26 protein-coding genes are annotated in these 24,525 nt (G+C 64.7%); 16 read left to right on the forward strand and 10 right to left on the reverse strand.

Annotated elements, in window-relative coordinates; all coding sequences use genetic code 11:
* Positions 1–36 precede the first annotated feature (36 nt).
* Complete coding sequence (locus BVH01_RS09185) at positions 37–1,110, forward strand: AI-2E family transporter (protein WP_075930040.1); 1,074 nt, start codon at positions 37–39, stop codon at positions 1,108–1,110.
* A 13-nt stretch (positions 1,111–1,123) separates the two neighbouring features.
* Here the strand turns inward: BVH01_RS09185 and BVH01_RS09190 are convergent, their stop codons facing one another.
* Positions 1,124–2,173, reverse strand: coding sequence for a patatin-like phospholipase family protein (locus tag BVH01_RS09190; protein ID WP_075930041.1), 1,050 nt, complete (start codon positions 2,171–2,173; stop codon positions 1,124–1,126).
* A 139-nt stretch (positions 2,174–2,312) separates the two neighbouring features.
* Here BVH01_RS09190 and BVH01_RS09195 point away from each other — a divergent pair, with 139 nt between their 5' ends.
* Both BVH01_RS09195 and BVH01_RS09200 read left to right on the forward strand, forming a co-directional pair.
* Positions 2,313–2,585 carry a hypothetical protein gene (locus tag BVH01_RS09195; RefSeq protein ID WP_013791667.1) on the forward strand — a complete coding sequence of 91 codons (273 nt, stop codon included), beginning with the start codon at positions 2,313–2,315 and terminating at the stop codon, positions 2,583–2,585.
* A 48-nt stretch (positions 2,586–2,633) separates the two neighbouring features.
* Positions 2,634–3,242 carry a flavin reductase family protein gene (locus BVH01_RS09200; protein ID WP_075930042.1) on the forward strand — a complete coding sequence of 203 codons (609 nt, stop codon included), beginning with the start codon at positions 2,634–2,636 and terminating at the stop codon, positions 3,240–3,242.
* Between the two features lies 1 nt (position 3,243).
* Here the strand turns inward: BVH01_RS09200 and BVH01_RS24630 are convergent, their stop codons facing one another.
* The gene (locus tag BVH01_RS24630; protein WP_168177271.1) at positions 3,244–3,387 is read right to left on the reverse strand and encodes a hypothetical protein; all 144 of its coding nucleotides are present in this window, start codon (positions 3,385–3,387) and stop codon (positions 3,244–3,246) included.
* 123 nt (positions 3,388–3,510) lie between these two features.
* Between BVH01_RS24630 and BVH01_RS09205 the strand changes: the two genes are divergently transcribed.
* The 6 genes from BVH01_RS09205 (at position 3,511) to BVH01_RS09230 (ending at position 11,137) form a co-directional block, all read left to right on the forward strand.
* Complete coding sequence (locus tag BVH01_RS09205; RefSeq protein WP_075930043.1) at positions 3,511–5,469, forward strand: methyl-accepting chemotaxis protein; 1,959 nt, start codon at positions 3,511–3,513, stop codon at positions 5,467–5,469.
* A 138-nt stretch (positions 5,470–5,607) separates the two neighbouring features.
* Positions 5,608–6,525, forward strand: a complete 918-nt coding sequence (locus BVH01_RS09210) for a MoxR family ATPase (protein WP_075930044.1) — start codon at positions 5,608–5,610, stop codon at positions 6,523–6,525.
* A complete protein-coding gene (locus BVH01_RS09215) occupies positions 6,522–7,478 on the forward strand; it encodes a DUF58 domain-containing protein (RefSeq protein WP_075930045.1) in 957 nt (318 codons plus the stop codon). The genes BVH01_RS09210 and BVH01_RS09215 overlap by 4 nt, the downstream gene beginning before the upstream one ends.
* Entirely contained in the window at positions 7,475–9,469 is a 1,995-nt protein-coding gene (locus BVH01_RS09220; protein ID WP_075930046.1) for a DUF3488 and transglutaminase-like domain-containing protein, read from the forward strand. The genes BVH01_RS09215 and BVH01_RS09220 overlap by 4 nt, the downstream gene beginning before the upstream one ends.
* A 22-nt stretch (positions 9,470–9,491) precedes the next feature.
* A complete protein-coding gene (locus BVH01_RS09225; protein WP_075930047.1) occupies positions 9,492–10,262 on the forward strand; it encodes a CHAD domain-containing protein in 771 nt (256 codons plus the stop codon).
* A 77-nt stretch (positions 10,263–10,339) separates the two neighbouring features.
* Positions 10,340–11,137, forward strand: a complete 798-nt coding sequence (locus BVH01_RS09230) for an acyl-CoA thioesterase II (RefSeq protein ID WP_075930048.1) — start codon at positions 10,340–10,342, stop codon at positions 11,135–11,137.
* Here the strand turns inward: BVH01_RS09230 and BVH01_RS09235 are convergent.
* The 3 genes from BVH01_RS09235 to BVH01_RS09245 form a co-directional block, all read right to left on the reverse strand.
* Entirely contained in the window at positions 11,113–11,331 is a 219-nt protein-coding gene (locus BVH01_RS09235; RefSeq protein ID WP_075930049.1) for a hypothetical protein, read from the reverse strand. The genes BVH01_RS09230 and BVH01_RS09235 overlap by 25 nt on opposite strands.
* Before the next feature lie 113 nt (positions 11,332–11,444).
* Positions 11,445–12,929, reverse strand: a complete 1,485-nt coding sequence (locus BVH01_RS09240; RefSeq protein ID WP_075930050.1) for a methyl-accepting chemotaxis protein — start codon at positions 12,927–12,929, stop codon at positions 11,445–11,447.
* Positions 12,930–13,070: 141 nt separating this feature from the next.
* The gene (locus tag BVH01_RS09245; RefSeq protein WP_075930991.1) at positions 13,071–13,937 is read right to left on the reverse strand and encodes a TatD family hydrolase; all 867 of its coding nucleotides are present in this window, start codon (positions 13,935–13,937) and stop codon (positions 13,071–13,073) included.
* A gap of 203 nt (positions 13,938–14,140) precedes the next feature.
* Here BVH01_RS09245 and BVH01_RS09250 point away from each other — a divergent pair, with 203 nt between their 5' ends.
* The 3 genes from BVH01_RS09250 to BVH01_RS09260 all read left to right on the forward strand — a co-directional run bounded on the left by BVH01_RS09250 (position 14,141) and on the right by BVH01_RS09260 (position 16,602).
* Positions 14,141–15,550, forward strand: coding sequence for a transglycosylase SLT domain-containing protein (locus tag BVH01_RS09250; protein WP_075930992.1), 1,410 nt, complete (start codon positions 14,141–14,143; stop codon positions 15,548–15,550).
* Between the two features lie 100 nt (positions 15,551–15,650).
* On the forward strand, positions 15,651–16,085 hold the full coding sequence (locus tag BVH01_RS09255) for a DoxX family protein (protein WP_075930051.1): 435 nt from the start codon (positions 15,651–15,653) through the stop codon (positions 16,083–16,085).
* A 217-nt stretch (positions 16,086–16,302) separates the two neighbouring features.
* Positions 16,303–16,602 (forward strand): hypothetical protein, encoded by a 300-nt coding sequence (locus tag BVH01_RS09260; protein ID WP_075930052.1) that lies wholly within the window; start codon positions 16,303–16,305, stop codon positions 16,600–16,602.
* Between the two features lie 7 nt (positions 16,603–16,609).
* On the opposite strand, the gene greB is transcribed toward BVH01_RS09260, so the two are convergent.
* Genes greB through BVH01_RS09275 form a run of 3 tightly spaced genes read right to left on the reverse strand, consistent with a single transcriptional unit; the run spans position 16,610 to position 20,328 of the window.
* Positions 16,610–17,107: a transcription elongation factor GreB gene (gene greB / locus BVH01_RS09265; RefSeq protein WP_075930053.1), complete on the reverse strand. Its 498-nt coding sequence runs from the start codon at positions 17,105–17,107 to the stop codon at positions 16,610–16,612.
* A gap of 33 nt (positions 17,108–17,140) precedes the next feature.
* Positions 17,141–19,645 carry an ABC transporter permease gene (locus tag BVH01_RS09270; RefSeq protein ID WP_075930054.1) on the reverse strand — a complete coding sequence of 835 codons (2,505 nt, stop codon included), beginning with the start codon at positions 19,643–19,645 and terminating at the stop codon, positions 17,141–17,143.
* Positions 19,645–20,328 (reverse strand): ABC transporter ATP-binding protein, encoded by a 684-nt coding sequence (locus BVH01_RS09275; protein ID WP_075930055.1) that lies wholly within the window; start codon positions 20,326–20,328, stop codon positions 19,645–19,647. Before BVH01_RS09275 ends, BVH01_RS09270 begins: the two co-directional genes overlap by 1 nt.
* Positions 20,329–20,338: 10 nt before the next feature.
* Here BVH01_RS09275 and BVH01_RS09280 point away from each other — a divergent pair, with 10 nt between their 5' ends.
* From BVH01_RS09280 to BVH01_RS09290, 3 genes are read left to right on the forward strand one after another with little or no spacing between them, the layout of a single operon-like run.
* Positions 20,339–20,944 (forward strand): arylesterase, encoded by a 606-nt coding sequence (locus tag BVH01_RS09280; protein WP_075930056.1) that lies wholly within the window; start codon positions 20,339–20,341, stop codon positions 20,942–20,944.
* Positions 20,945–21,002: 58 nt separating this feature from the next.
* Complete coding sequence (locus BVH01_RS09285; protein ID WP_013791648.1) at positions 21,003–21,284, forward strand: hypothetical protein; 282 nt, start codon at positions 21,003–21,005, stop codon at positions 21,282–21,284.
* 57 nt (positions 21,285–21,341) lie between these two features.
* Positions 21,342–22,289: a L,D-transpeptidase family protein gene (locus tag BVH01_RS09290; RefSeq protein WP_075930057.1), complete on the forward strand. Its 948-nt coding sequence runs from the start codon at positions 21,342–21,344 to the stop codon at positions 22,287–22,289.
* A gap of 88 nt (positions 22,290–22,377) precedes the next feature.
* Here the strand turns inward: BVH01_RS09290 and oprI are convergent, their stop codons facing one another.
* Positions 22,378–22,629: an outer membrane lipoprotei OprI gene (gene oprI, locus BVH01_RS09295; protein ID WP_070883071.1), complete on the reverse strand. Its 252-nt coding sequence runs from the start codon at positions 22,627–22,629 to the stop codon at positions 22,378–22,380.
* Between the two features lie 353 nt (positions 22,630–22,982).
* Between oprI and BVH01_RS09300 the strand changes: the two genes are divergently transcribed.
* Positions 22,983–23,264: a GNAT family N-acetyltransferase gene (locus BVH01_RS09300; RefSeq protein WP_075930058.1), complete on the forward strand. Its 282-nt coding sequence runs from the start codon at positions 22,983–22,985 to the stop codon at positions 23,262–23,264.
* A 59-nt stretch (positions 23,265–23,323) separates the two neighbouring features.
* Here BVH01_RS09300 and BVH01_RS09305 read toward each other — a convergent pair whose 3' ends face one another.
* The gene (locus BVH01_RS09305; protein ID WP_075930993.1) at positions 23,324–24,400 is read right to left on the reverse strand and encodes a 3-deoxy-7-phosphoheptulonate synthase; all 1,077 of its coding nucleotides are present in this window, start codon (positions 24,398–24,400) and stop codon (positions 23,324–23,326) included.
* Positions 24,401–24,525: the final 125 nt, after the last annotated feature.

Genomic DNA, 24,525 nt, shown 5'->3' on the forward strand with positions numbered 1-24,525 from the left:
ACGGGCTTGAGTCTGGTTTTCTGGATGTTTTGAAAAATGCCGAATAACGACCGCTTGCTGGTGCAGATTCTGCTACTGGGGTTGCTGGGTGCGAGCCTGTGGGTGCTCGCGCCATTCTGGTCCGCGCTGTTCTGGGCTGCCGTGCTGTCTTTTGCCAGCTGGCCGGTCATGCGCTGGCTGACCCGCGTGCTGAAGGGCCGCCAGTCGGTGGCCGCCGGTTTGCTGACCGGCGTGTGGATCGTATTGGTGGCGGTGCCGCTGGTGATGCTGGGCTTCAACCTCGCCGACCACATTCGCGATGCCACGGCGATGCTCAAGGACGTTCAGGTCGATGGTCTGCCGCCACCGCCAGCCTGGCTGGCCTCGGTGCCTCTGGTGGGCGAACGTCTGGTGAGCATCTGGGAAACCCTCGATCAGCAAGGCTCGGCGCTGTTCGCCACGGTGCAGCCTTATCTCGGTCAGGTCGGTAATTTCCTGCTGGTGCGCAGCGCCAAGGTCGGCGGCGGCATTCTCGAACTCGCCCTGAGCCTGATCCTGGTGTTCTTCTTCTATCGCGATGGCCCGCGCCTGGCCGCTTTCGTCGAAAGCCTGCTCGAGCGACTGATCGGCGACCGCGCCCAGCATTATCTCGAACTGGTCGCCGGCACCGTGCAGCGGGTGGTCAACGGGGTAATCGGCACGGCCGTGGCGCAGGCCTTGCTGGCCTACATCGGCTTCATGATCGCCGGCATTCCGGGCGCCTTGCTGCTGGGCCTGCTGACCTTCGCCTGCAGCCTGATCATGGTGCCGCCGCTGGTATGGGGCCCGGCCGTAGGCTGGCTGATCTGGCAGGGCGAGATCGGCATGGCGATCTTCCTCGGCGTGTGGGGCTTTTTCATCATCAGCGGCGTGGACAACATCCTCAAGCCGTACCTCATCAGCCGCGGCGGTAACCTGCCGTTGGTCGTGGTGCTGCTCGGGGTGTTCGGCGGCATCCTGGCCTTCGGTTTCATGGGCCTGTTCCTGGGGCCGACCCTGCTGGCCGTGGCCTACAGCCTGCTCAGCGATTGGGTCGCGCACAAGGCGCCGGCTGGCCTGCCGCCACGTGAGGAGCGTCGGCCACCGTTGTGACCGGAGCGGCGACTCAGCGGTCGCCGCGCTCGTATCTGTCCAGCGTGTCGCGGGCGATCTGCCGGCCTAGCATGATCAACTCCGGCGCCTTGTAGAACTCGAAGAAGCGGCATACGCGCTTGGGCACGTTGATCAGGATGTCCGGCGGGTAGCCGGCGATCTTGTATTGCGACAGCGACGTCTGCATGACCTCGAAACTCTGGTTGATCAACTCCAGCAGCGATGCCGGCCCGGCCATATGGGCGACTCGCGAGCCGCTGGCCGACTTGGGCGCACTGTCGTCCTGTGGCGCGGCGGCCGGTTGCTGGCCATGGGGGCTCAACGGTTCCTGCAGCCACAGGTCGGCCTGCTCGAGTGCCTTTGGCGACGAGCCGCCTTCGAGAAGCAGCAAGGGATCGTCCTCGCCACCCTTGCGCCGCAGCGAGGGCAGGCGCGAGCCCAGGGAGGCCATCAACTGATCGAAACGCCCCTTGATCGCTGCCGGGCGCTCGACAACGGGCAATTGATAATGCTGCTGATGGGCGGAGTTGAGGTTGACGGCGATGATCAGGTCGCAGTGGCTCGATACCACCGGCACGATGGGCAGTGGATTGAGCAGGCCGCCGTCCACCAGCATGCGTTTGCCCTGAATCACCGGCGTGAACAGGCTGGGGATCGCTGCCGAGGCGCGCATGGCCTGATGCAGGCAACCTTCCTGGAACCAGATTTCCTGCTGGTTGGTGAGATCGGTGGCCACCGCCGTGAAGGGGATGTTCAGCGACTCGATGTTGATTTCGCCAACGATCTCGCGAATCCGCCCGAAGACCTTCTCCCCGCGTATGGCACCCAGGCGAAAGCTGACATCCAGCAGGCGCAGCACGTCGAGGTAATCCAGGCTCTGGGTCCAGTCGCTGTACTCCTTGAGTTTGCCGGCCGCATAGATGCCGCCGACCACCGCGCCCATGGAGCACCCGGCGATGCAGCCGATCTCGTAGCCACGCGCTTCCAGTTCTTCGATCACGCCAATGTGCGCATAGCCACGCGCCCCGCCCGAGCCCAGCACCAAAGCCACTTTCTTGCTCATTCAGCTCTCCCTGATCTGCGGCTAAGGTTGCAGCGCATTTTGCGCCGAGCCGCAGGTTGATAGTGGCACTTTTTCACTAGCCGATCGTCATACACAACACCGGCAACCTGATTGCCGGCCAACCTCTGGAGTATGCGACATGAAAGCCTGGATTCTCTTACCGATTGCGCTGTTGGCGGGCTGCTCAGCGACCACTTCCTACCGTGACAGTTGCGCGACCCAACTCGATGCGGCCTGGCAGGAACTCGACCTGGCCAAGGCCGAAGGTTTCGCCGGTACGGTCAGCTATTCCAAGGCCGCCTCGCTGATGACGGCGGCGAAAACCCAGCAGCAGTTCGAGGCCTACCGCGGCTGCACCAACAAGTCCGAGAAGGCGCGTTTCTACATTCGTGAGTCCCGAGCGGGCCGTTGAGTCGTGCACTGGAGTAAGCTTGCGGCAACCTGATTGCCGGAGATCGCAATGCTGCTCGATTTCGCTGACCTGACCCCGCTGGACCGTTACCGCTGGCTCGCATCGAGCGTAACGCCCAGGCCCATCGCCTGGGTGTCGAGTATTTCGAAGGAGGGCGTCACCAACCTGGCGCCCTTCAGCTTCTTTCAGGTGATCAGCGATGACCCGGCGACGCTGATGGTCAACGTCGGCACCCGGGACGACGGCGCATTGAAAGACACCCTGCGCAATGCCCAGGAAACCGGCGAGTTGGTCATCCATCTGGTGTCGTTCGCACAAACCGAGGCCATGAATGCCAGCGCGGCGATCCTGCCGCGCAGCACTAGCGAATTCGTCCATTGCGGTATCGACTCGATCGCCAGTAGCCGCGTGGCGCCGCCGCGGGTCAAGGGCGCCGCCGTGGCGTTCGAGTGCCGGGTCGCGCAGATCGTGGGCTATCCGGATAAACAGCCCAATCATCATCTGATCTTCGCCGAAGTGCTGTTGGCGCATATCAGTGACGAGGTGCTTAATGAAAAGGGGCGCATCGACCCGCAGCGCCTCGATCTGGTGGGGCGTCTTGGCGGTACCGCCTACAGCCGCACCCAGGACACCTTCGACCTGCAGCGCCCGCTGTGATCTACCAGTAGAGCTCGATACGCGAACGCGCAAAGCGCTGGTCGCCCCGGATACTGGCCCGCGCCAGGGCTTCGCGATCGACCAGCAGGTCGGCATTCTGGTAGCGGATCCGGCACCGTCCCGGCCGTTCAATGACGACCGGCATATCCTGAAAACGACTCCGCGTTAGCTAAAAGCACCGGGCGCCTCATTGCTGGCTTGTCGCCATCAGTCTGGTGCCTCACTGTTGCCGTCTGGAGGGCTTTCGCCCAGCACGAGAGGGTCGGCAATGGTTTCTCTTCGCGCACTGGCCAGCCTGGCAACGGCGGTCAAGTTGTCCCTGGGATTCGGGGTGGTGCTGGTGCTTACCCTGGTGGTGGCGGCGACCGGCTTTTTCGCCCTGCGTGACGTGGGCGCCAGGTTTTCCCTGCTCGAGCGCTTCAGCGACATCAACGACAAGGTCGCGCAGATGCGCCGAACCGAGCAGGCCTTCATCATCAGTGGCGATGCCGCGCAGACGCAGCGCCTGCACGAGCAGGCCCAGGCCCTGCGCGAACAGGTGCAGCAATTACGCGATCAGGTCGCCGGCGACGAGCGCGACGCCTTGCAGCAGGTCGATGGGGATATCGCTGAGTACGTGCAGGTCTTCGATCGCTACGTGGAGCAGAGCGACAACATGCGTCTGTCGCTGGACGCCGCGAAATGGCTGGTGGTCGGCGCCGCCAACAGCCTCGACCTGCTCAAGGACGGGCTGGCCGAGGATGGCGTCTATGCCCTCAAGGAAAGCCAGGGCAATGAAGGCGGCGAGTCCGTCACCCAGGCAGGCCAGATCGGCAAGGTGCATATTCTGCTCTTGCAGGCGCTGGAACAGGCGCGGGTGCTCCTGGAAAACAGTCGTGCCAGCGGTGAAGTGCCAAGCACCAGCATCCAGGAAGCACTCGATGCCCAGGCCCAGGCCGCGCAGCTACGCGATGCCCTGGGTGACCCGGGGTACCGCTCGGTGCTCGCCGAGGTGGTGGGTAACATCGATTCCTTCAACCAGCGGCTGCAGGAGTACACCAGCCTGCTGCAACAGCAACAGCAGGAGCATGCCAAGCTGGCCGAGCGGGCAGACAAGGTGGTCGAACTGGTCAGCCAGACCTACGCCCAGCAGAAGGGCGCCGTACATACCCTGGTGCGCACCAGCGCGCTGCTGATTCTGGTCGCCGCCGCTGCAGCCTTGCTGGTCGGGCTGCTGGCGACACTGATCATCACCCGGGCGATCGTGCGGCCGCTCAAGCAGGTGACTGCGGTGGCGCAGCGCATTGCCGCCGGAGACCTGAGCGGCGAGATCGAGGTGCAGCGTAGCGATGAAATCGGCCAGCTGCTGGGTGCCATGCAAGGCATGTCGCGGGACCTGCGCACCATGGTCGGGCGCCTGCAGGACGGCGTTGCGCAGCTTTCAACTTCAGCGCAGACGCTGTCTTCGGTCACCGAGCAGGCGCGTCAGGGCGTCAGTGGCCAGAAGGAGGAAACCGACCTGGTGGCCACGGCGATCACCCAGATGGCGGCGACAGTCCATGAGGTGGCACAGAACGCCGAGCAGGCTGCTGCTTCTACCGCCCAGGCCGATTCGCGGGTGGGTGCGGGCAGCGACGTGGTGCGTGAAACCCTGCAGCGTATCGAGCAACTGGTCGCGGCCATGGCGGTCACTCGGCAAGGCATCGAACAGCTCAGCCAGGACACCCGCAATATCGATGCGGTGCTGGAAGTGATCAAGAGCGTGGCGCAACAGACCAACCTGCTGGCGCTCAACGCGGCCATCGAAGCGGCGCGGGCGGGGGAACAGGGGCGTGGGTTCGCAGTGGTGGCCGATGAGGTGCGTGCGCTGGCCCGGCGCACCCAGCAGTCCACCGAGGAAATCGAGGGGCTGCTCGGTACGCTGCGCGCTGGCGCTACCCGGTCCGTGGCCGATATGCGCCAGAGCGATGAACTGGTCGAGCAGGTGGTGCACGACGCCCGGCACACTCAGCAGGCCTTGGCGGGTATCGCCGAAGCCGTTGCAGTGATCCACGGCATGAACCAGCAGATCGCCGCCGCCGCCGAGCAGCAGACCGCGGTGGCCGAGGACATCAACCGCAGCGTCACGTCGATTCGCGACCTCGGTGAGCAGTCCGCCGCGGCGATGGACGAAAACGCCGGCTCCAGCCAGCAACTGGCAGCCCTGGGTCGTGAATTGCAGGGCATGGCGGCGCACTTTCGTCTCTAGGCCGCTCTGCGCCAAGGCTTCCATGCTTGCGCGGCGAAGCATGGGCCTGGCGCACAGTTTCGTCAGCAAACATTACGTAACGCTTTGCCCGCTGCCGTCAGGTCAGTAGCATCGAGCCACTTGCATGAGGAGTGGACGATGCACACGAAACTGGACGCCTGCCTGGATTCCATCAACCAGGTGCTGCTCGGCAAGGAGGCGCAGGTGCGCCTGGCGCTGACCTGCCTGCTGGCCCGCGGTCACCTGCTGATCGAGGATCTGCCCGGCATGGGCAAGACCACCCTCAGTCACGCCCTGGCGAAGGTGCTGGGGCTGAGCTTCCAGCGTATCCAGTTCACCTCCGACCTGCTGCCGGGTGACATTCTCGGCACCTCGGTATTCGACAAGGACAGCGGGCAGTTCCTGTTCCACCCCGGCCCGGTGTTCGCCGAGCTGGTACTGGCGGACGAAATCAACCGCGCCACGCCGAAAAGCCAGAGCGCGCTGCTCGAAGCCATGGAGGAGGGGCAGGTGACCATCGAAGGCGCTACCCGTCCGCTGCCTGATCCGTTCTTCGTCATCGCCACCCAGAACCCGATCAGCCAGAGTGGTACCTTCGCGCTGCCGGAGTCTCAGCTCGATCGCTTTCTCATGCGCCTGTCGCTGGGCTACCCGGCTCGCGCCGCCGAGAAGGCGCTGTTGCTGGGCGAGCCCCGTCGCTCGGTGTTGCCAACCCTGGATGCGGTACTCGATCACGCCGAGTTGGCGAAGCTGCAGGCCGAGGTGCCCAAGGTGCGCGTCAGCGATGCACTGGTCGACTATGTACTGCGCCTGGTCGAGGCCACGCGTACCCAGCCGCAGTTCGCCTGGGGCCTGTCGCCCCGTGGCAGCCTGGCACTGCTCGCCGCGGCGCGCGCCTGGGCGCTGTTGGCCGAGCGCGATTACGTGATTCCCGAGGACGTCCAGGCGGTACTGCCGGCCGTGGCGGGGCACCGCCTGCGTGATCAGGCGGATCCGGCCGGGCATGGCGGTGGTGCCCTGGTGCAGTGGCTGCTGCGCGAAGTGCCTGCGCTTTGACGAGCACCCTCAGGCAGCGCTGGGATCGCTGGCTGGCCCGGCGCATACCGGCGGCCGCCAGCGTGCAACTCAACCAGCGGCGGATCTTCATCCTGCCGACCCGGGTGGGTGTGGCGTTTCTGTTCGCCTTGTTGGTCATGTTGCTGGCCGCCATCAATTACCAGAGCAGCCTGGCCTATGGGCTGACCTTCCTGCTTGGCTCGGTGTTCGTGGTGGCCATTTTGCATACCTACCGCAACTTGGCCGGGTTGGTGCTGCACGCCGGTGGTGCGGGCGCGGTATTCGCCGGCGAAGCGGCGCGCCTGCGGGTGCGCCTGGAAAGCCGCAGCCGCGCCCACGAGGCCGTCGCCCTAGGTTGGCCGCCCGCCGACCTGCAGCAGCAGGACGTGCCGCCGCAAGGTTCGGTCGAGTGCGAACTGAGCCTGCAAACCTTGCGCCGTGGCTGGTTGCAGCCTGGGCGCTTGCGGGTGGAGAGCCGTTTCCCCTTGGGCCTGCTGGTCGCCTGGAGCCATGTGGATCTGGACCAGTCGGTGCTGGTGTATCCGCGGCCACTGGAAGGCGAGCTGCCGCTGGCGCCCGGCGGCAGCGTGGACGACGAGCAGGAAGGCTTGGTCAGCCAGGGGCAGGGCAGCGATGACTTTCAGGGGCTGCGCACCTATCAGCCGGGGGATTCGCGCCGGCGCTTGCACTGGAAGGCCTATTCGCGTGGCCAGGGGTTGCTGGTCAAGGATTTTGCCGCCCAGACGGGCCGTGACCTGCTACTGGATTTCGACGCGCTCAGCGGCGACCTGGAAAGCCGGTTATCGCTGCTCTGCCATTGGGTGCTGGTGCTCTGCGAACGCCAACAGCCGTTCGCCTTGCAGCTGCCGAGCGAGTCACTGCCGGTCGCCATCGGTGAACGGCACCGCGAGCAGTGCCTGCGAGCGCTGGCGTTGTATGGAGGCCGCCCATGAGCAGCGTCGCCGGCATCCCGCGTATCAGCCTGACCTGGCTGTTGGTGGCCCAGGCACTGGTCATTCTGCCCCATGCATTTCACCTACCGATGTGGGTGATCGGCCTGTGGCTGGGCTGCGCGGCATGGCGCATCCAGATTTTTCGCATGCGCGCCGGCTATCCTAGCTTGGTCGTGCGTATCGGCTTGATCGTCCTGGCGGCGGCTGGAGTGTTTCTGTCTCGCGGCACGCTGGTCGGGCTGGATGGCGGGGTGGTGCTGCTGGTGGCGGCGTTCACCCTCAAATTGCTGGAGATGCGTACCCGCCGCGACGCATTGGTGGTGATCTTTCTCGGCTTCTTCGTGGTGGTGACCGCGTACCTGTTCGATGACAGCATCCTCGTTGCGCTGTTCAGCCTGCTGCCGGTCTGCGCCCTGCTGGCCGCGCTGATCGGTTTGCAGCAAAGCGGCACGGCAACCCGGCCCTGGCGCACGCTGCGCCTGTCGGCCAGCCTGCTGCTGCAGGCATTGCCGCTGATGCTGTTGCTGTTCCTGTTCTTTCCGCGGCTGGGGCCGCTGTGGTCGTTACCGGTGCCCAACGAGCGCGGTTCGGTCACCGGGTTGGCCGACAGCATGGCGCCCGGTGATATCGCCGAGCTGACGCGCTCCGGCGAACTGGCCTTTCGCGCCAGTTTCGAGGGCCGGGTGCCGGCGCGCAGCGAGCTGTACTGGCGCGCGCTGACGCTCGACCAGTTCGATGGCCGGCGCTGGTCGCAATCGTCGGGTGAGCAGTTCTCGCCAGCGCCACAATGGCAACCCCGTGGTGAGGCGCTGCGTTACAGCGTGGTGATGCAGCCGACCACCAGGCCCTGGCTGTTCGCCCTCGACGTGGCCCGGACCGAGCTGCAAGGCACCCGGCAGATGGGGGATTTCCGACTGCAGCGCAACCGCCCGGTGGATCGTGCGTTGCTCTACGACGTCGCCTCCTGGCCGCAGGCACTACGGGAACCGCAACTGTCGTCGAGCAGGCGGCAGGCCCTGTTGCGCCTACCCCGTGAAGGTGATGCCCGCAGTCGCGACTGGGCCCAAGAGTTGCGTCGCCAATACCCGCAGGATGGAGAGCTGGTCGCGGCGCTGCTCGCTCACTTCAATCGCCAACCCTACGTCTACACCCTGACGCCGACCCCGCTTGGTGCTGATTCCATCGATGAATTCCTGTTCGATACCCGCAGTGGCTTTTGCGCGCACTATGCGGGCGCGATGACCTTCGTGCTACGTGCGGCAGGCATCCCCAGCCGCGTGGTGGCCGGTTACCAGGGCGGCGAACCGAGCAGCAATGGCAGCTACGTGCAGGTTCGTCAGTTCGACGCACACGCCTGGGTCGAATACTGGACGCCGGAACAGGGCTGGACGAGCGTGGACCCAACCTTCCAGGTCGCGCCCGAGCGGATCGAGCAAGGCCTGGAACAAGCCCTCGCCGGCGAACAGAGCTTTCTCGCCGACTCGCCGTTTTCGCCGTTGCGTTATCGCAACCTGACCTGGCTGAACGAGCTGCGCCTGGCCTGGGACGACCTCAACTATGGATGGCAGCGCTGGGTGCTCGGTTATCAGGGGGCGCAGCAGTTCGAGCTCTTGCAGCGCTGGTTCGGCCAGGTCGACGCCGGCAAGCTGATTCTGGCATTGGTCGGCGGCGGTGGCGTGCTGCTGGGCTTGTTGTCGCTGTGGCTATTCAAGCCCTGGCGAATCGAGCGTGATCACTCGTTACGTATCTTCCAACGCTTCGAGCAGTTGCTGGCCAGGCACGGCGTACGGCGCCTTGCAGGCGAAGGCCCGCGTGCTTTCGCTAAACGCGCAGCCGAGGCGTTGCCTGGGCAGGCGGACGCCATCGGTGCCTTCCTGCAGACTTTCGAAGCGCAGCGCTATGGGAGGCAGAACATTTCACCCAAGGCGCTGCTCCAACAGCTGAACGCGCTGCGCCGGCAGCTACCGTGGCGCTGGAGTCGATTCCCTTGAACGGTTTCCCAGGAGTTCTGCAATGAGCGGTTTTGTCGGTAAGTTGCGCAGCGAAGTACTACGGTTGCAAGTCGCGCTTTATGCCTGCCGCGAGCGCCTTCAGGCGCAAACAGATGATGAGGCGCTGCATGATCTGCGCGTCTGCCTGCGCAGGCTACGCAGCCTGCTCAAGCCGCTCAAGGGGGCTGCCGGCAGCGATGCCCTGCAGAACCGCGCGGCCGAGCTCGGGCGACTAACGGGCCCGCTGCGCGATCTGGAAGTGCTGATCGAAACCTTGCACGCGCATGGCGAGCACGCCGCGGCAGACCGGCGCATGGTGCAGCGTCGCAAAGGCGATGCAATGGTGCTCGCCAGTCGCGCTTTGCCAGCGCTGTTCCACGCGCTGGATGAATGGCCGCAGGAGTTGACCGCCCAGCAGGCCAGCGGCGAACTCGACGACCTGCAGAAAAGCGTCAAACGCTACCTGCGCAAGCAGCGCGGCAAGCTGATCGACGCGTTGGGCGATGCAGAGCACGATCGCCACCGGGTACGCCTGCTGATCAAACGAGTGCGTTACACCGCCGAGGCTTACCCGCAGCTTTCACCATTGTCGGCCGCGCAACTGAAGCTGCTCAAGAAAGGCCAGGCGGTGCTCGGCGACTGGCACGACCATTTACAGTGGCTGGCAACCGCCGAGCACGAGCCCGATCTGAGGGGCTTCATTCCGGCCTGGCGCGCATCGATGGAAGCCGCCGAACGCTCGGCGCAGGCGATCCAGGCGCGTTTGCTGGCAGCGCTCGAGCCCCAACAATGACCGATCTGCCGTCTGCGCCGGGCTCGCGGTAGCGTGGCGCGTCTCTTACCATCCATACGATGACAAGAGAGGTGACCATGAATTTCTTCGAGCTACTTGAGCAGGTGCAGCGCACACCCGAAGCGCTGTCGATTCCCGCCGACTGGGGCCAGGGCCGAGCCACTTTTGGCGGCCTCGTGGCTGCGCTGGTCTATGCCGTGATGCGCAGCAAGGTCCCCGCCGATCGCCCACCGCGATCCCTGGCGATCACCTTCGTCGCCCCGGTCGCTCCTGGCGTGGCCACCTGTTTCGAGGCTGAAGTACTACGCGCCGGCTCATCGGTCAGTCAGGTGCTGGGGCGTGCCGTGCAGAACGGCCAGGTGGTGGCGTTGATACAGGGCAGCTTCGGCACGCCGCGCAGCTCTGCGATCAATGTACAGGCGCTGCCGGCGCCAGTGATCAAGGCGCCTGAGCAAAGCCAGGAGTTGCCCTACGTTGCGCAGGTCACGCCGGAGTTCACCCGACACCTGGCGATGCGCTGGGGTCTGGGCGGCCTGCCGTTCAGTGGCAGTCACTCTCGGGAAATGGGCGGCTGGGTGCGTTTTCGCGAGCAGCAGCGCATCGAACCACTCGATGAGGCGCACCTGCTCGGGCTGGTCGATGCGTGGCCACCGGCTGTGCTGTCGCTGCTCGACAAGCCGGCGCCCGGCAGCTCACTGACCTGGACCATCGAATTCATTCAGCCACTGCGCCACCTCACCTCTGATGGGTGGTGCCTGTATCGCGCCGAAATCGAGCATGCCCGTGATGGCTACGGGCATGTGGCGGCGGGGCTGTGGAGTGCAGAGGGCGAGCTGCTGGCCATCAGCCGTCAGACGGTAACCGTTTTCGACTGAGCGCCACCCAGCAGCGCCTGGCGTGCCAGGCCGTAGGCGGCCATGGCGCCCAGGCCGGAAAGCGCCAGCGAAAGCGCACCTGTGCCGCTGCCCGCCAGCACCAGTGACACCAGCAACAGCGGCAGAGCGATGGCCAGCATCGGCGTGTCCAGCGATTCGGTTTGACGGGCGAGGGTAGCGGTATGCGTGCTCATGGACGGTCTCCTGCATCAGATGGAACCAGTCTATGGCGCGCGGGATAGGGCCGCGAATTGATCCGTCCTATACGGCAGATAGGCTTTCTACTATCTGCCGCAATGGCCAGCCGTCAGGGTTTGAGCTGACGTATGGCGCGTGACAGTTCACCGGCCAGATCGGCCAATTGGCTGCTGGTGGTGGCGGACTCCAGGGTCTGCTGAACGGTCTGCTCGGTAACGTCGCGGATGCCGATCACCGAACGAGTCATCTCTTCAGCCACCAGGCTCTGCTGCTCCGCGGCGACGGCGATCTGCGTGTTGCTTTCGCGCATCTGTGCCACCGCGCCAGTGATCGCAGCGAGTGCGTCCCCGGCCTCATGGGCGGCGCGCACGCAGTCGTCGGCCTTGAGCGAACTTTCCTGCATGAATTCCACGGCATCGCGGGTGCCGGCCTGCAGCGTGCCGATCATGCTGGTGATTTCGTCGGTCGAGTCCTGCACGCGCTTGGCCAGGTTGCGCACCTCGTCGGCCACCACCGCGAAGCCTCGGCCCATTTCGCCTGCCCGCGCTGCCTCGATGGCAGCGTTGAGGGCCAGCAGGTTGGTCTGTTCGGCGATGCCGTGGATCACGTTGACCACGCTGCTGATCTTCTGGCTGTCGGCGGCCACCTGCTCGATCATGGTGGCCGTCTGCTGCACGCCGCTGGAAAGGCCGGTGATGGAATCGACCACGCGGGTGACCACGGTCTGCCCGGCCCCGGCGAGCTGATCGGCGTTCTGCGACTGGTCGCGGGTGGTGGCCGCGTGCTCGGCGATATGGTGGACGGTGGTCGACATTTCGTTGATGGCAGTGGCGGCCTGGTCGGTTTCGCTCTGCTGGCCGAGCATGCCCTGACGCACGTCCTTCATGCTTTGCGCCAGGCGCCCGGTGCCCTCGTCGAGCCGCGAGGCGGCCTGGATGACCGCGCCAACCACCCGCTGGTAGCCATCCTGCATGGCATTGAAGGCGCCGGCCATCTGACCGACCTCATCGCGGCTCTGCAGGGGCACGCGGGCGGACAGGTCGCCGCTCTTCTCGACGTGCAGCATGACGTCCTTGAGGGTATTGAGATGGGTGAGCAAAAAGCGGATCAGCAGCTGCGAGGCGGCGAGCAACGCCAGCATCAGCACGGCGACCGCCAGGGCGTAGCTGCCGGCACGCTCGGCGAACACCTGGGCCAGGCTGCGGCCGACGGCGAGTACGGCGATGCGCTGGTCGGCAGCGCGCTCGACGATCTGCGCGCCAAGCAGCGGATCGCTGCCGAACAGACCGTCGTGTTCGAGCGCGACCCAACCGCGCCCGTTGCTCAGCGCAGCAGCATCGGCATCGCCGGGCAGCCTGGGCGTTTCCCCGGGCTTGAAGGTGATCAGGCTGGTGCTGGCGGGCAGCGCCTGGGCGGCTGGCCAGGCAGCGACCAGTTGCGCGTGCTTCTGGGCATCGGCGCGGGCTGCCTGGGCAAAGGTGTCCTGCTCCTGAAGCATGGCGAACAGCACGAGCAGCAGGGTGGTGACGAAGGCGACGGCGTTCACCGCCCAGAACTTGTGTTTCAGGGAAATATCGCGAATCCAGACGGGCATGTTTTTTTGCTCTCGACATGAATGAAGTGCTGGCAAGGCGCCATTATTCTTTCACGGGCAAAATGATCATCCCTTGATGTGAGTCAAAGGCAGCCGACGAATCGGCTGCCACGGCTCAGAAGCAGCGCGGTTGCTTCGAGGTTAACGGCGGCGATCCGTCTGGCTTGAGGGCTCGCGATCATTTTCACGATCATCGACCTGTTCGGCGATGGTTGGCAGGGCGAAGAAGGCCCGGGCGCAGGCCGTCGTGTGCCGGGCTACGGATTCAGGTGACTCCTGACGGTGCAGGGCCACTTCACGCAGCACCTCGGGCAGAAATGCCGGTTCGTTGCGGCCACCCTTGGGTTTCGGGCGCAGGCTGCGCGGCAGCAAGTAGGGCGCGTCGCTTTCCAGCATGAGACGGCCGGCGGGAATCTCCTTCACCAGGGAATGCAGGTGCGCGCCGCGGCGCTCATCGCAAATCCAGCCGGTGATGCCGATATGCAGATCCAGGTCCAGGTAATCGAACAGGGCCCGCTGTTCGCCGGTGAAGCAGTGCACCACGGCGGCCGGCAGGCGATCACGGTAATCGCGCAGGATCTGCACGAAACGCGGGTGCGCGTCGCGCTCGTGGAGAAACACCGGCATCTGCAAGTCGGCGGCCAGGCTCAGTTGCTCCTCCAGGGCCTTTTCCTGTTGCGGACGCGGCGAGAAGTCGCGGTTGAAGTCCAGGCCGCATTCGCCCACCGCCCTGACCTGCGGCTCGGCGAGCAGGGCGCGCAGGCGCTTGCTGTCGTCGCTGCTCCAGTGTTTGGCGTCATGGGGATGCACGCCGGCGGTGCTGAACAGCCGCTCACTGCGCTCGTCCAGCTTCCGACACAGGCTCAGTGCATGGTCGCTTTCGGCCAGGCTGGTGCCGGTCAGTATCAATTGGCAGACGCCGGCGGCGAAGGCGCGTTCGAGCACTGCCGCGTGCTGATCGTCGAAGCTTGCGTGGGTCAGATTGACGCCGATGTCGATGAGTTGCATGGTGTGACCCTGTGAAACGAGAGGGCGCAGCATAACAGAGCTTTTTATTGCCGATAAAAAGCTAACGATTACAAAAACTTGTGGTCGATTCGTGACGTAAATGAGGAGCTGATGCCGTCAGCGTGGCGAGCTTGCCGCGCCCCGCGATCCGCCCTTGGATCACCACCCCTGGCCATCGGCCGGTTTCCGCTATCGGAGCATCGATATTGCGCGTCCTCGTCATCATCTGTCTGCTGCTGTGGCTGCCCCTGCCGGCAATGGCACGTATCGCCGGTCCGGTTGAGGTCACCGGCACGGCCGCGCCGCGCGACCTGCCGGGCATTCGCAAGAGCGGCGAGCTGCGCGTACTGGTCAACCAGAGCCGTAACAGCTCGGGTGAGGTGAAGGGGCAGAGCATCGGCGTCGAGTATCAGCGTCTGCGCGCCCTGGAGCAGTACCTCAATCGCAACGCCCGTGATGGCCGCAATCTGCGCCTGAAACTGATCCCCAGGGCCAAGGATCAGTTGCTCGCGGCATTGCAGCGCGGCGAGGGTGATCTGGTAGCGCCCGGCGAGTTACTCGACAGCAAAGGCGGCAACGTGTTGGCCAGCGAAGCGATACGCCGTGACGTGCCGGTGGTGATCGTTGCGCGGCAGGGTAACCGGCGTTATCAGCGGCTCGAGCAATTGGCCGGGCGCAGCCTTTCGCTGCCGGCCGGCAGCGTGGCCAAGGAAGCGCTGCACGACATCAACCGCCGGCTCGAGGGTCGCAAACTGCCGCCCATCGTCGTCGAGTGGGTGGACCCGACCCTGGCCGTCGAGGACGTGCTGGAAATGGTCCAGGCCGGCATCTTCGATTTCACCGCCGTGGAGCTGCACATCGCCGAGCGCTGGGCCAAGGTGATGCCCAAGTTGCGCGTCGACCGCCATCTGGTGCTCGACGACAGCGGCGACATGCGCTGGTACATGCGCCGCGACGCACCGATGCTCAGCGCCAGCGTCGACCGCTTTCTGGAGAGCTATCGGGTGCCCGACGATCAGGATGCCGCCTTCCAGCGCGTCTACCGTCGGCTCTATAAAGTGCACTCGCCCATGGGCCGTACCGAGCGCCAGCGCCTGGAGCGCGTGCGCCCGGTGCTGCAGCGTTACGCCGAGCAACACGATTTCGACTGGCTGGCGCTGGCCGCGCTGGCATTCAAGGAGTCGACGCTCAACCCGGCGGCGCGGGGCAGCAGCGGGGCTACCGGCTTGATGCAGATCACCCCAGCGGCGGCGCGCAGCGTCGGCGTCAGCGACATCTCGCGGATCGACAACAATGTGCAGGCCAGTGCCAAGTATCTCGCCAAGATTCGTCGCGGCTTCTTCAACAGCCCGCGCCTCAACGAGCGTGAGCGCATGGCATTCGTGCTCGCCGGTTACAACCTCGGGCCGCAGCGGGTGCAAAGCCTGCGGGCGGAGGCACGACGGCGCGGTCTCAACCCTGACCAGTGGTTCTTCCAGGTCGAGCGGGTAGCCATGGAAGAGCTGGGCATGGGCGTGGTCAGCTACGTCAATGCAGTGAACAAATACTATCTGGCGTACGCGCGTGAGCGTTATTCCCTAGAGCCCGCGCAAAAAGTGAGCATGCGTAAATAATCGAATTAGTCGATAATTTTTAGCGGTTTTATTCGGTATTAATATTCGATATTTGAATTAATATGGCGCCATCTCACTCACATCGCAAAGGATTCGCCTCATGAACGCATTCATCAAATCCCTGGCAACCACCCGAGCCGGCTTCGGCCTGACCATTCTGCGCGTGTTGGTCGGCATCACCTTCATGGCCCATGGTTCGCAGAAGCTGTTCGGTTGGTTCGGTGGCTATGGCCTGGCGGGCGTCGCCCAGTGGATGGAAAGCATCGGCCTGGCGCCAGGCTACCTGATGGCGCTGATGGCCGGCAGCGCAGAGTTCTTCGGCGGCTTGGCGCTGGTCATCGGCCTGCTGGTTCGACCGGCATCGGCGGTCCTGGCGATCACCATGCTGGTGGCGATCTTCTCGGTGCACATCGGCAATGGTTTCTTCATGGCCGACAACGGCTACGAGTTCGCTCTGGCCCTGCTGGCCGCCACGCTGGCCCTGCTGATCGAAGGTGCTGGGCGGCTGTCGCTGGACAAGCGCATCGCCGGCTAAGCGCCGCATTGCCAGAAAAGCCCGCCGATGCGGGCTTTTCTGCTTGTTGACAGGCTGATCGGCAACTCTCTAGGATTGCCACTTGCGCCGATTTAGACAGCTACTTGCGGGGCGCCTCAGGGATTCTTCATCGAATCCTGAAATTCCGCTAAAGCGCTGGTTCGGTGTTGCCTCTCACCGCTGCCCAGCGGGATTTTCGAGGCGGAGACAAACACCCATGACCTGCTCCCAGGCTGCGCAAATTCGTATCGTCCCCATCACCACCCGACTGGTTCGTCGCAACCCGCGCATTCTGCTGGGTGGCGTTCATCAACCGACGCTGCTGCGTTACCTGGACGGCTGGCCGGCGCGCCGTGAAGGCCAGCGTGCCTTTCTCGTGCAGTTCGCCGAGCCGGGCGAGTCGCTGCAGCGTTTCGCCGCTGACAGTTTCGACTTCGCCGTGCTGCAACGACCGAGCGCCGAGGCACTTGGCCAGTTGACGCGTATCGCCCGGCAGGGGTTGATCACCCTGCGCTGAGCCTGGCTTAAGGGTAATCGATGGCGACGATGTACCAGTACTTGTCGCCAGTCGGCGTCTGCACCCGCACTTCGGCGTCCAGACCCTTGCCGACCAGCGCGCGGGCCAGGGGCGAGTCGATGCTGATCAGGTTCAGCTTGAGGTCGAGTTCGTCGGGGCCGACGATGCGGTAGCGCGCCTCGACGCCATCTTCGTCCTCGACGGTGACCCAGGCGCCGAAATAGACCTTGTCCGGATCGCTCGGGCGGGTATCGACGACTTTCAGCTTCTCCAGACGTTTGGTCAGGAAGCGCACGCGACTGTCGATCTCGCGCAGCATTTTCTTGCCGTACGTGTACTCCGCGTTCTCCGAGCGGTCACCCTGAGCTGCCGCCTCGCTGACCGAGCGGGTGACCTCGGGCCTGCGCACATGCCAGAGCTCATGCAGTTCGGCGCGCAGGCGCGCTTCGCCTTGCGGGGTGATCAGGGGCGTTCCCGCAGCGCGGGGAGGGCGGTATCGGCTCATGCTGGGCTCGGTCTGTGGCGGATGCGCAGTCTATCAACCCTCGCGCAGAACGGTGAGCGGGCTGGCGTTGAGCGCGCGGCGCGTGCCGAGCACACCGGCGATGCCGACCAGTAGCGCGCCGATCAGCGGCAGCACCAGCAGCCACGGATGGGGTTGCCAGGTCATCTGGAAGGCGTAGCGGTAAATCAGAAAGCTGACCAGCTCGCAGCCCAGCGCCGCCAGCAAGCCGCTGGCGGCGCCGAGCAGGCCGAACTCGGCACGTCGGGCCTGCACCAGCAACTTGCGTTCGGCGCCCAGGGCGCGCAGCAGCGCGCCCTGGTGGATGCGTTCGTCCAGCGTCGACTGCAACCCGGCGAACAATACCGCGAGGCCCGCAGCCAGGACGAACAACAGCACGAATTCGATGGCGATGGTGACCTGGGCCAGGATGCTGCGCAGCTGGTTGAGCAGCGCCTCGACCTGCAGTAGCGATACCGAAGGGAAAGCGCGGGACAGCTCCACCAACTGCTGCTCGTGCTGCGGCGGCAGGTAGAAGCTGGTCAGGTAGGTTACCGGCAAATCCTTGAGGGTGCCCGGCTCGAAGATCATGAAGAAGTTGGGCTGGAAGTTGTTCCAGTCCACCTCTCGCAGGTTGGTCACCACGGCATCGCGATCGACGCCGCCGACACTGAAGGTCAGGCGGTCGCCGAGTTTGATGTGCAGGCTCTGCGCCAGTTCGTCCTCGATGGACACGCCGGGCAGTTCCCGTTGTTCGCCTGCAGTCCACCACTGGCCGGCGGTGAGGGTGTTGCCGTCGGGCAGGTCGGCGCTCCAGGTCAGGCTCAGATCGCGGCGCACCGCGCGCTCGCCCCGTGAATCCTCGGTTACGTACTGGCGAACCGGCTCGCCATTGACCTGGGTCAGGCGGCCCGGCACCACGGGGTACAGGGGCGCAGGGTGCGGGGAAAGCCGTGCCAGCCGCTCGGCGAAAGCGTCGTGTTCGGCGGGCAGAATGTTGAGGGCGAAATGATTGGGCGCGTCGGCCGGCAGCTGCTCTTGCCAGTTGTCCAGCAATTCACCGCGTAGCAGGGCGATCAGTGCCATGGCCAGGAGAATCAGGCCGAACGCCAGGGATTGCCCGGCGGCGGCGAGCGGTCGGCGCAATAGTTGGCCAAGGCCAAGGCGCCATGGCAGAGCAGCCCGAGCCAACAGGCGACGCAGGCTCTGCAGGCCGAGCAGCAACAGGCCGCCCAGCAGCAGGGCGGTGACCAGCCCGCCACCGAGCAGCGCCAGGGTCAGCGGCAGATCCAGGCTCAGGCGCCACATGATCAGCCCTAGGGCGAGCAAGGCCGTACCATAGACCAACCAGGAGCTGGCCGGCACCGGCAGCATGTCACGGCGCAGCACACGCAGCGGTGGCACGCGGCCCAATGCAGCCAGTGGCGGCAAGGCGAAGCCGGCCAGGGCTACCAGCCCGGTGGCGATGCCGGCCAGCGCGGGCCAGATGCCGCCCGGGGGAATCTGCGTGGGCAGCAGGCCCTGCAGCAGGTGGAACAGGGTTTGCTGGGCAAGCCAGCCGAGCAGTGCGCCGGCGAGGCTGGCGAGCAAACCGAGCATCGCCAGTTGCAGGCCGAACAGGCCCAGCGCCTGACGGCGTGACAGGCCCAGGCAGCGCAGCAGCGCGCTGGCGTCGAAGCGGCGGCTGGCGAAGCGCGCAGCCGAGAGCGCCACGGCTACGCCGGCCAGCAGCACGGCGGCGAGGCTGGCGAGATTGAGGTAGCGCTCGGCGCGATCCAGCGCGCCGCCGACGCGGCGACTGCCGTCTCGGGCGTCATCGAAGCGCTGGTGGGCCGCCAGACCGGGTTCCACAGCCTGCCGATAACTGACCAGGGCATCGCTCGGGCCGTTCCATTGTTCGATGTAGCGCACCCGGCTGCCTGGCTGCACCACGCGGGTGGCCGGCAGATCGTCGAGGTGCATCAGTACGTGGGGCGTCAGGCTATAGAAGTCGCCGGCCTCATCCGGCAGGTAGGTCAGCACCCGGGTGAGGCGCAGTTTCTTGGCGCCGACTTCGATTTCGTCGCCGGTTTTCAGATCCAGTGCTACCAGCAGGCGCGACTCTGCCCACACTTCGCCGGGCCCCGGCCCGGCGCTGATGATTTCCTCGGCGTAGGGTGCGGCAGCGCTCTTGAGCTGGCCGCGCAACGGGTAGCCCGGGCCGGCCGCCTTGACGCTGGCCAACTGAATGCCGGCATCGCTGGCGATCACGCTGGAGAACTCGACGACCTGGGCATGCTCCAGCCCGCGCTGCGTGCCCGCCTCGATCTGCTCGGGCTCGGCCGGAGCGCTGCCGCGGAGAATCAGATCGGCGCCGAGAAACTCGGTGGCGCGCAAACTCATGCCCTCGTTCAGCCGCGCACCGAAATAGCCAATGGCGGTGCTGGAGGCCACGGCGATCAGCAGGGCGAAGAACAGCACGCGCAGCTCACCCGAGCGCGCGTCGCGCAGCAGCTGGCGGCCTGCCAATGACAGCAGGGCCGAGAAGGACAGGGCGCGCATCAGGCGGTCACCGCTGCCACCAGGTGGCCGGCCTCCAGGCGGATGATGCGTTGGCAGCGCGCGGCAAGGCGCTCGTCATGGGTGACCAGCACCAGGGTGGCGCCGCGCTCCTGATTGAGCTCGAACAACAGGTCGCTGATGCGCTCGCCGGTGTGGGTATCCAGATTGCCGGTCGGCTCATCGGCGAACAGCACGTCGGGATCGGCCGCAAAGGCCCGCGCGATGGCGACGCGCTGCTGTTCACCGCCGGAGAGTTGGCGTGGGGTGTGGGTCAGGCGTGCGCCCAGGCCGACGCGCTCGAGCAGTTCGGTGGCGCGCTGGCGGGCATCGCTACGGCCTTCGAGTTCCAGGGGCAGCATGACGTTCTCCAGGGCATTGAGGCTGTCGAGCAGTTGGAACGACTGGAACACGAACCCGACGTGCTCGGCGCGCACCCTGGCGCGGGCATCTTCATCCAGGCTGCCCAAGTCGTTGCCCGCCAGCACGATGCGCCCCGTGCTCGGCAGGTCGAGGCCGGCCAGCAGGCCGAGCAGGGTGGATTTGCCGGAGCCCGAGCTGCCGACGATGGCCAGGCTGCCGCCTTTTTCCAGCTCAAGGGACAGGTCATGCAGGATGGTCAACTCGCCTTCCGCGCTGGAGACCACTTTGTTAAGGTTCTGCGCAGACAGAATGCTTGAGCTCATGAGGAATCCGATGCGTGCGATAGTGAAGGGGGCCATTCTGGGCCTGCTGCTGATAGGGCAGATGGCGCAGGCGGGGACCGTGCTGGTCGTTGGCGATAGTATCAGCGCCGCTTTTGGCATGGATACCCAGCAGGGCTGGGTTCACCTGCTCGACGAGCGCATGCGCGACGAGGGTTTCGAGCACCGGGTGGTGAACGCTTCGATAAGTGGCGACACCAGTGCCGGCGGGGCGGCGCGGCTGCCGGCGCTGCTTGCCGAACACCAGCCGCAACTGGTGATCGTCGAGCTCGGTGGTAATGATGGCCTGCGCGGTTTGCCGCCGAGCCAATTGCAACAGAATCTTGCGTCGATGATCGATCTCTCACGAGGCGCCGGTGCCAAGGTGCTGTTGCTGGGCATGCGCATTCCGCCCAACTACGGCGAGCGCTACACCACGGCATTCGCCAAGGTGTTCGATGACGTGGCCGCCGAGAAAAGTGTGCCGCTGGTGCCCTTTCTTCTCGAGGGCGTGGGTGGCGTTACCAATCTGATGCAGGATGACGGCGTGCATCCCGCCGTGGCGGCCCAGCCGCGGCTGCTGGAGAATGTCTGGCCGACCCTCAAACCATTGCTGTAACGGGCTTTTCCGCTGACGGTGTTTCGGCTAATGTGGCGCCCCCGCTCTGGAGCCCCCAATGTTGCGACCCGTCTGGTCCCTGTATGCCTACCAACTGATCGAGCCGGACGAGCAGCTGGATCTGTTCGCCTGCCGTGAGGTGAAGGTGCATCTGGTCGCCCGTCAGCTGGAGCTCGGCGGCTATGCCGATCGCACCTTGTGTGGTGGTCTGCTGCCCGCACAGCCGCTATGGCGCGACCTGGAGCGCCCCATGCTGCAGGACCGTCGCCTGTGTCGCGCCTGCCTGGCCACGCTCGAGGCTCAGCGCCGTGGTGATCGGCCCGCGTGGCCGGGGCGCTGAGGGGCGCCACGGTATACAATCAACCCCACCATCATCTCCACCTCGAAGGTTTTCTGCATGTCGCCGCGCGTTTCAGCTCTTGCCCGCTGTCTGTCGTTGGGTGCTGTCTGTCTGGCAGGCTCCGCTGCCGCACTGGAATTGCCGTTGCCGCCGCCCGGCGAGGATATCGTCGGCGAGGTTCAGGTCATCAAGGCGCGCTACGAGGACACCTTTGCCGATATCGGCACGGCGAACGATCTGGGCTATCTGGAAATGGTCGCGGCCAACCCGGGGGTGGATGCCTGGTTGCCGGGCGAGGGCACCGATATCGTGCTGCCAACGCGTTTCATCCTGCCATCCGGGCCGCGTGAAGGCATCGTGATCAACCTTGCCGAATACCGCTTGTACTACTTCCCGAAAGGCCAGAACGTCGTCCATACCTACCCGCTGGGAATCGGTCGTGAAGGCTGGAGTTCCCCGGTAACCCAGGCGCGTATCACCGCCAAGACGCCGAACCCAGGCTGGTACCCACCGCAGTCCATCCGTGACGAGCATGCGGCCGACGGCGACCCGCTGCCGAGCTACGTGCCGCCAGGCCCGGACAATCCGCTGGGGCCCTACAAGATGACGCTGTCGGTACCGGGCTACCTGATTCATGGCTCGAACAAGAAGTTCGGCATCGGCATGCGGGTGAGCCACGGTTGCTTCCGCATGCTCAACAACAACGTGCTCGAACTGGCCGACATGGTGCCGGTCGGCACGCCCGTGCGCATCATCAACGAGCCGTACAAGTTCGGCGTGAGTGGCGGCAACGTGTATCTGGAAGCGCATACGCCGCTGGGCGAGGAAGATGCCCCGGCTGTCGATCATCACGCTGAAGTGGTCAATGCGCTGATCCGCCGTCACGACCTCAGTGCCGATACCCTGGACTGGGACGTAGTGCGCGAGGTGGTGGCGGCCCATGACGGCCTGCCGGTGGAGATCGACTCGCCGCGCGACAGGGTGATCCAGTCGTCGTCTCTCTGATAAAGACTCGGCCGCTCGCGCGCGAGTGCCCTGGCAGCAGACATAAAAAAGCCGGCTCGAGAGCCGGCTTTTTATTGCCCGGGGGCGATTACTTGCGGCTGGCTTTTTCCAGCATACGCAGAGCGCGCTCGTTGGCTTCGTCAGCGGTCTGCTGAGCCTTCTGAGCGGCAGCCAGTGCTTCGTCAGCCTTGCGATAGGCTTCGTCGGCACGAGCTTGAGCGCGAGCTGCTGCGTCTTCGGTTGCAGTCAGGCGAGCTTCGGTTTCTTTGGTAACGCTGCTGCAACCGGTAGCCAGAACTGCGGCCAGAGCCAGAGCAGAGAATTTCAGAGCGTTGTTCATCGTGTTCCCCTTAGGGTCAGTTTTTTGCTTATTGAAGCCCTTTCCCGAACCCGGAAAATGGCCGGCGTACATACTACCTGTAACTTTTAGTAAGTAAACGGACAGCAGGCAAGGGTTCCGAATTTTTTCTCTGAAATTAACGTGCTACGGCCCAATAGTTGTACAGGTAGTGAGCATGTACGTAGTTAAGTGCTGTCATTTTCGCACTTGAGAATTGCAAGACGATGTCAATTGCTCGGCTAAAGGATTTTGCCTTGCCCTTTACGTTCTACAGTGGCTTTATATCCTATTGTTACCGGATGTACGCAGGCCCTGCCGGGATGTCGTGCCTGGCCCAATCGAGAGGAGTAGTAATGAGCGAGCCACTGTCCATTCATCATGACCTTGCCGGTCACCAGTTCGAGACCACAGTGGATGGTGATCGCGCTTATCTTTCCTATATGGATCTGGGCAAGCAGACGCTGGATATCTATCGCACCTTCGTGCCCAACTCCCTGCGCGGTCGTGGCATCGCGGCAGCGCTGACCCAGACGGCGCTGGATTACGCCGATCAAATGGGCTACACGGTGATCGCGTCCTGTTCCTACGTGGAGCGCTACATGGCGCGGACCGAAGGCGCTGCCGACCAGGATTGAGGCAAGCGCCGCGCAAAAAAACGCCGAGCAGATGCTCGGCGTTTTTCATGGTGGCGGTCTTAGCCACGCTGGCGCTTGGGCAGCACGTCCATGAGCTTGGCATGCATGCCGCGCAGGGTTTTCTCGGTGCTTTCCCAATCGATGCAGGCGTCGGTGATCGAGACGCCGTACTTGAGCTGCGAGAGATCCTTGGGAATCGACTGGCTGCCCCAGCCCAGATGGCTCTCGACCATCAGGCCGACGATCGACTGGTTGCCTTCGAGGATCTGGTTGGCGACGTTATCCATCACCAGCGGTTGCAGCGCCGGATCCTTGTTGGAGTTGGCGTGGCTGCAGTCGACCATGATGTTCGGCTTGATCGAGGCCTTCTTCAGTTCCTGTTCGCAGATGGCCACGCTGACCGAATCGTAGTTCGGCTTGCCGTTGCCACCACGCAGCACTACGTGCCCATAGGCGTTGCCCTTGGTGGTGACGATGGAAACGCCGCCCTGCTGGTTGATACCCAGGAAGCGGTGTGGGCTGGAAACCGACTGCAGGGCGTTGATGGCCACGGTAAGGCCGCCATCGGTGCCGTTCTTGAAGCCGACGGCCGAGGAAAGGCCCGAGGCCATTTCGCGGTGGGTTTGCGACTCGGTGGTACGCGCGCCGATCGCCGACCAGCTGATCAGGTCCTGCAGGTACTGCGGGGAAATCGGGTCCAGCGCCTCGGTGGCGGTGGGCAGGCCCATTTCCGCGAGGTCGAGCAGCAGCTTGCGGCCGATGTGCAGGCCGTCCTGAATCTTGAAGGAGTCGTCGAGGTACGGATCGTTGATCAGGCCTTTCCAGCCGACGGTGGTGCGCGGCTTCTCGAAGTACACGCGCATGACCAGATACAGCGTGTCGGACACTTCCTCGGCGAGCACTTTCAGGCGCTCGGCGTATTCGTGAGCGGCTTTGATGTCATGGATGGAACAGGGGCCGACCACCACGAACAGGCGATGATCCTTGCCATCGAGAATGTCGCGCACCACCTGCCGGCCAGCCGATACGGTGCGCTGCGCGCGCTCGGTCAGCGGGATCTCGAGCTTGATCTGTTCCGGGGTGATCAGGGTTTCGTTGGAGGCGACGTTCAGGTCGTTGATCGGTAATTCAGCTATCGTGCTTTTCATCGGGTGGGTCATCGGGTCACGGGAGCCGGCCGCCAGCGATCCCCGTGCAGCGGGCACAGCAGTATGGGCACAGCGGGGAAGCCGAACCTTAGCGCGTTAGCGCCCGCCGAGAC

It is taken from the genome of Pseudomonas sp. PA1(2017) (assembly GCF_001945375.1).
Classification (GTDB): Bacteria; Pseudomonadota; Gammaproteobacteria; order Pseudomonadales; family Pseudomonadaceae; genus Aquipseudomonas.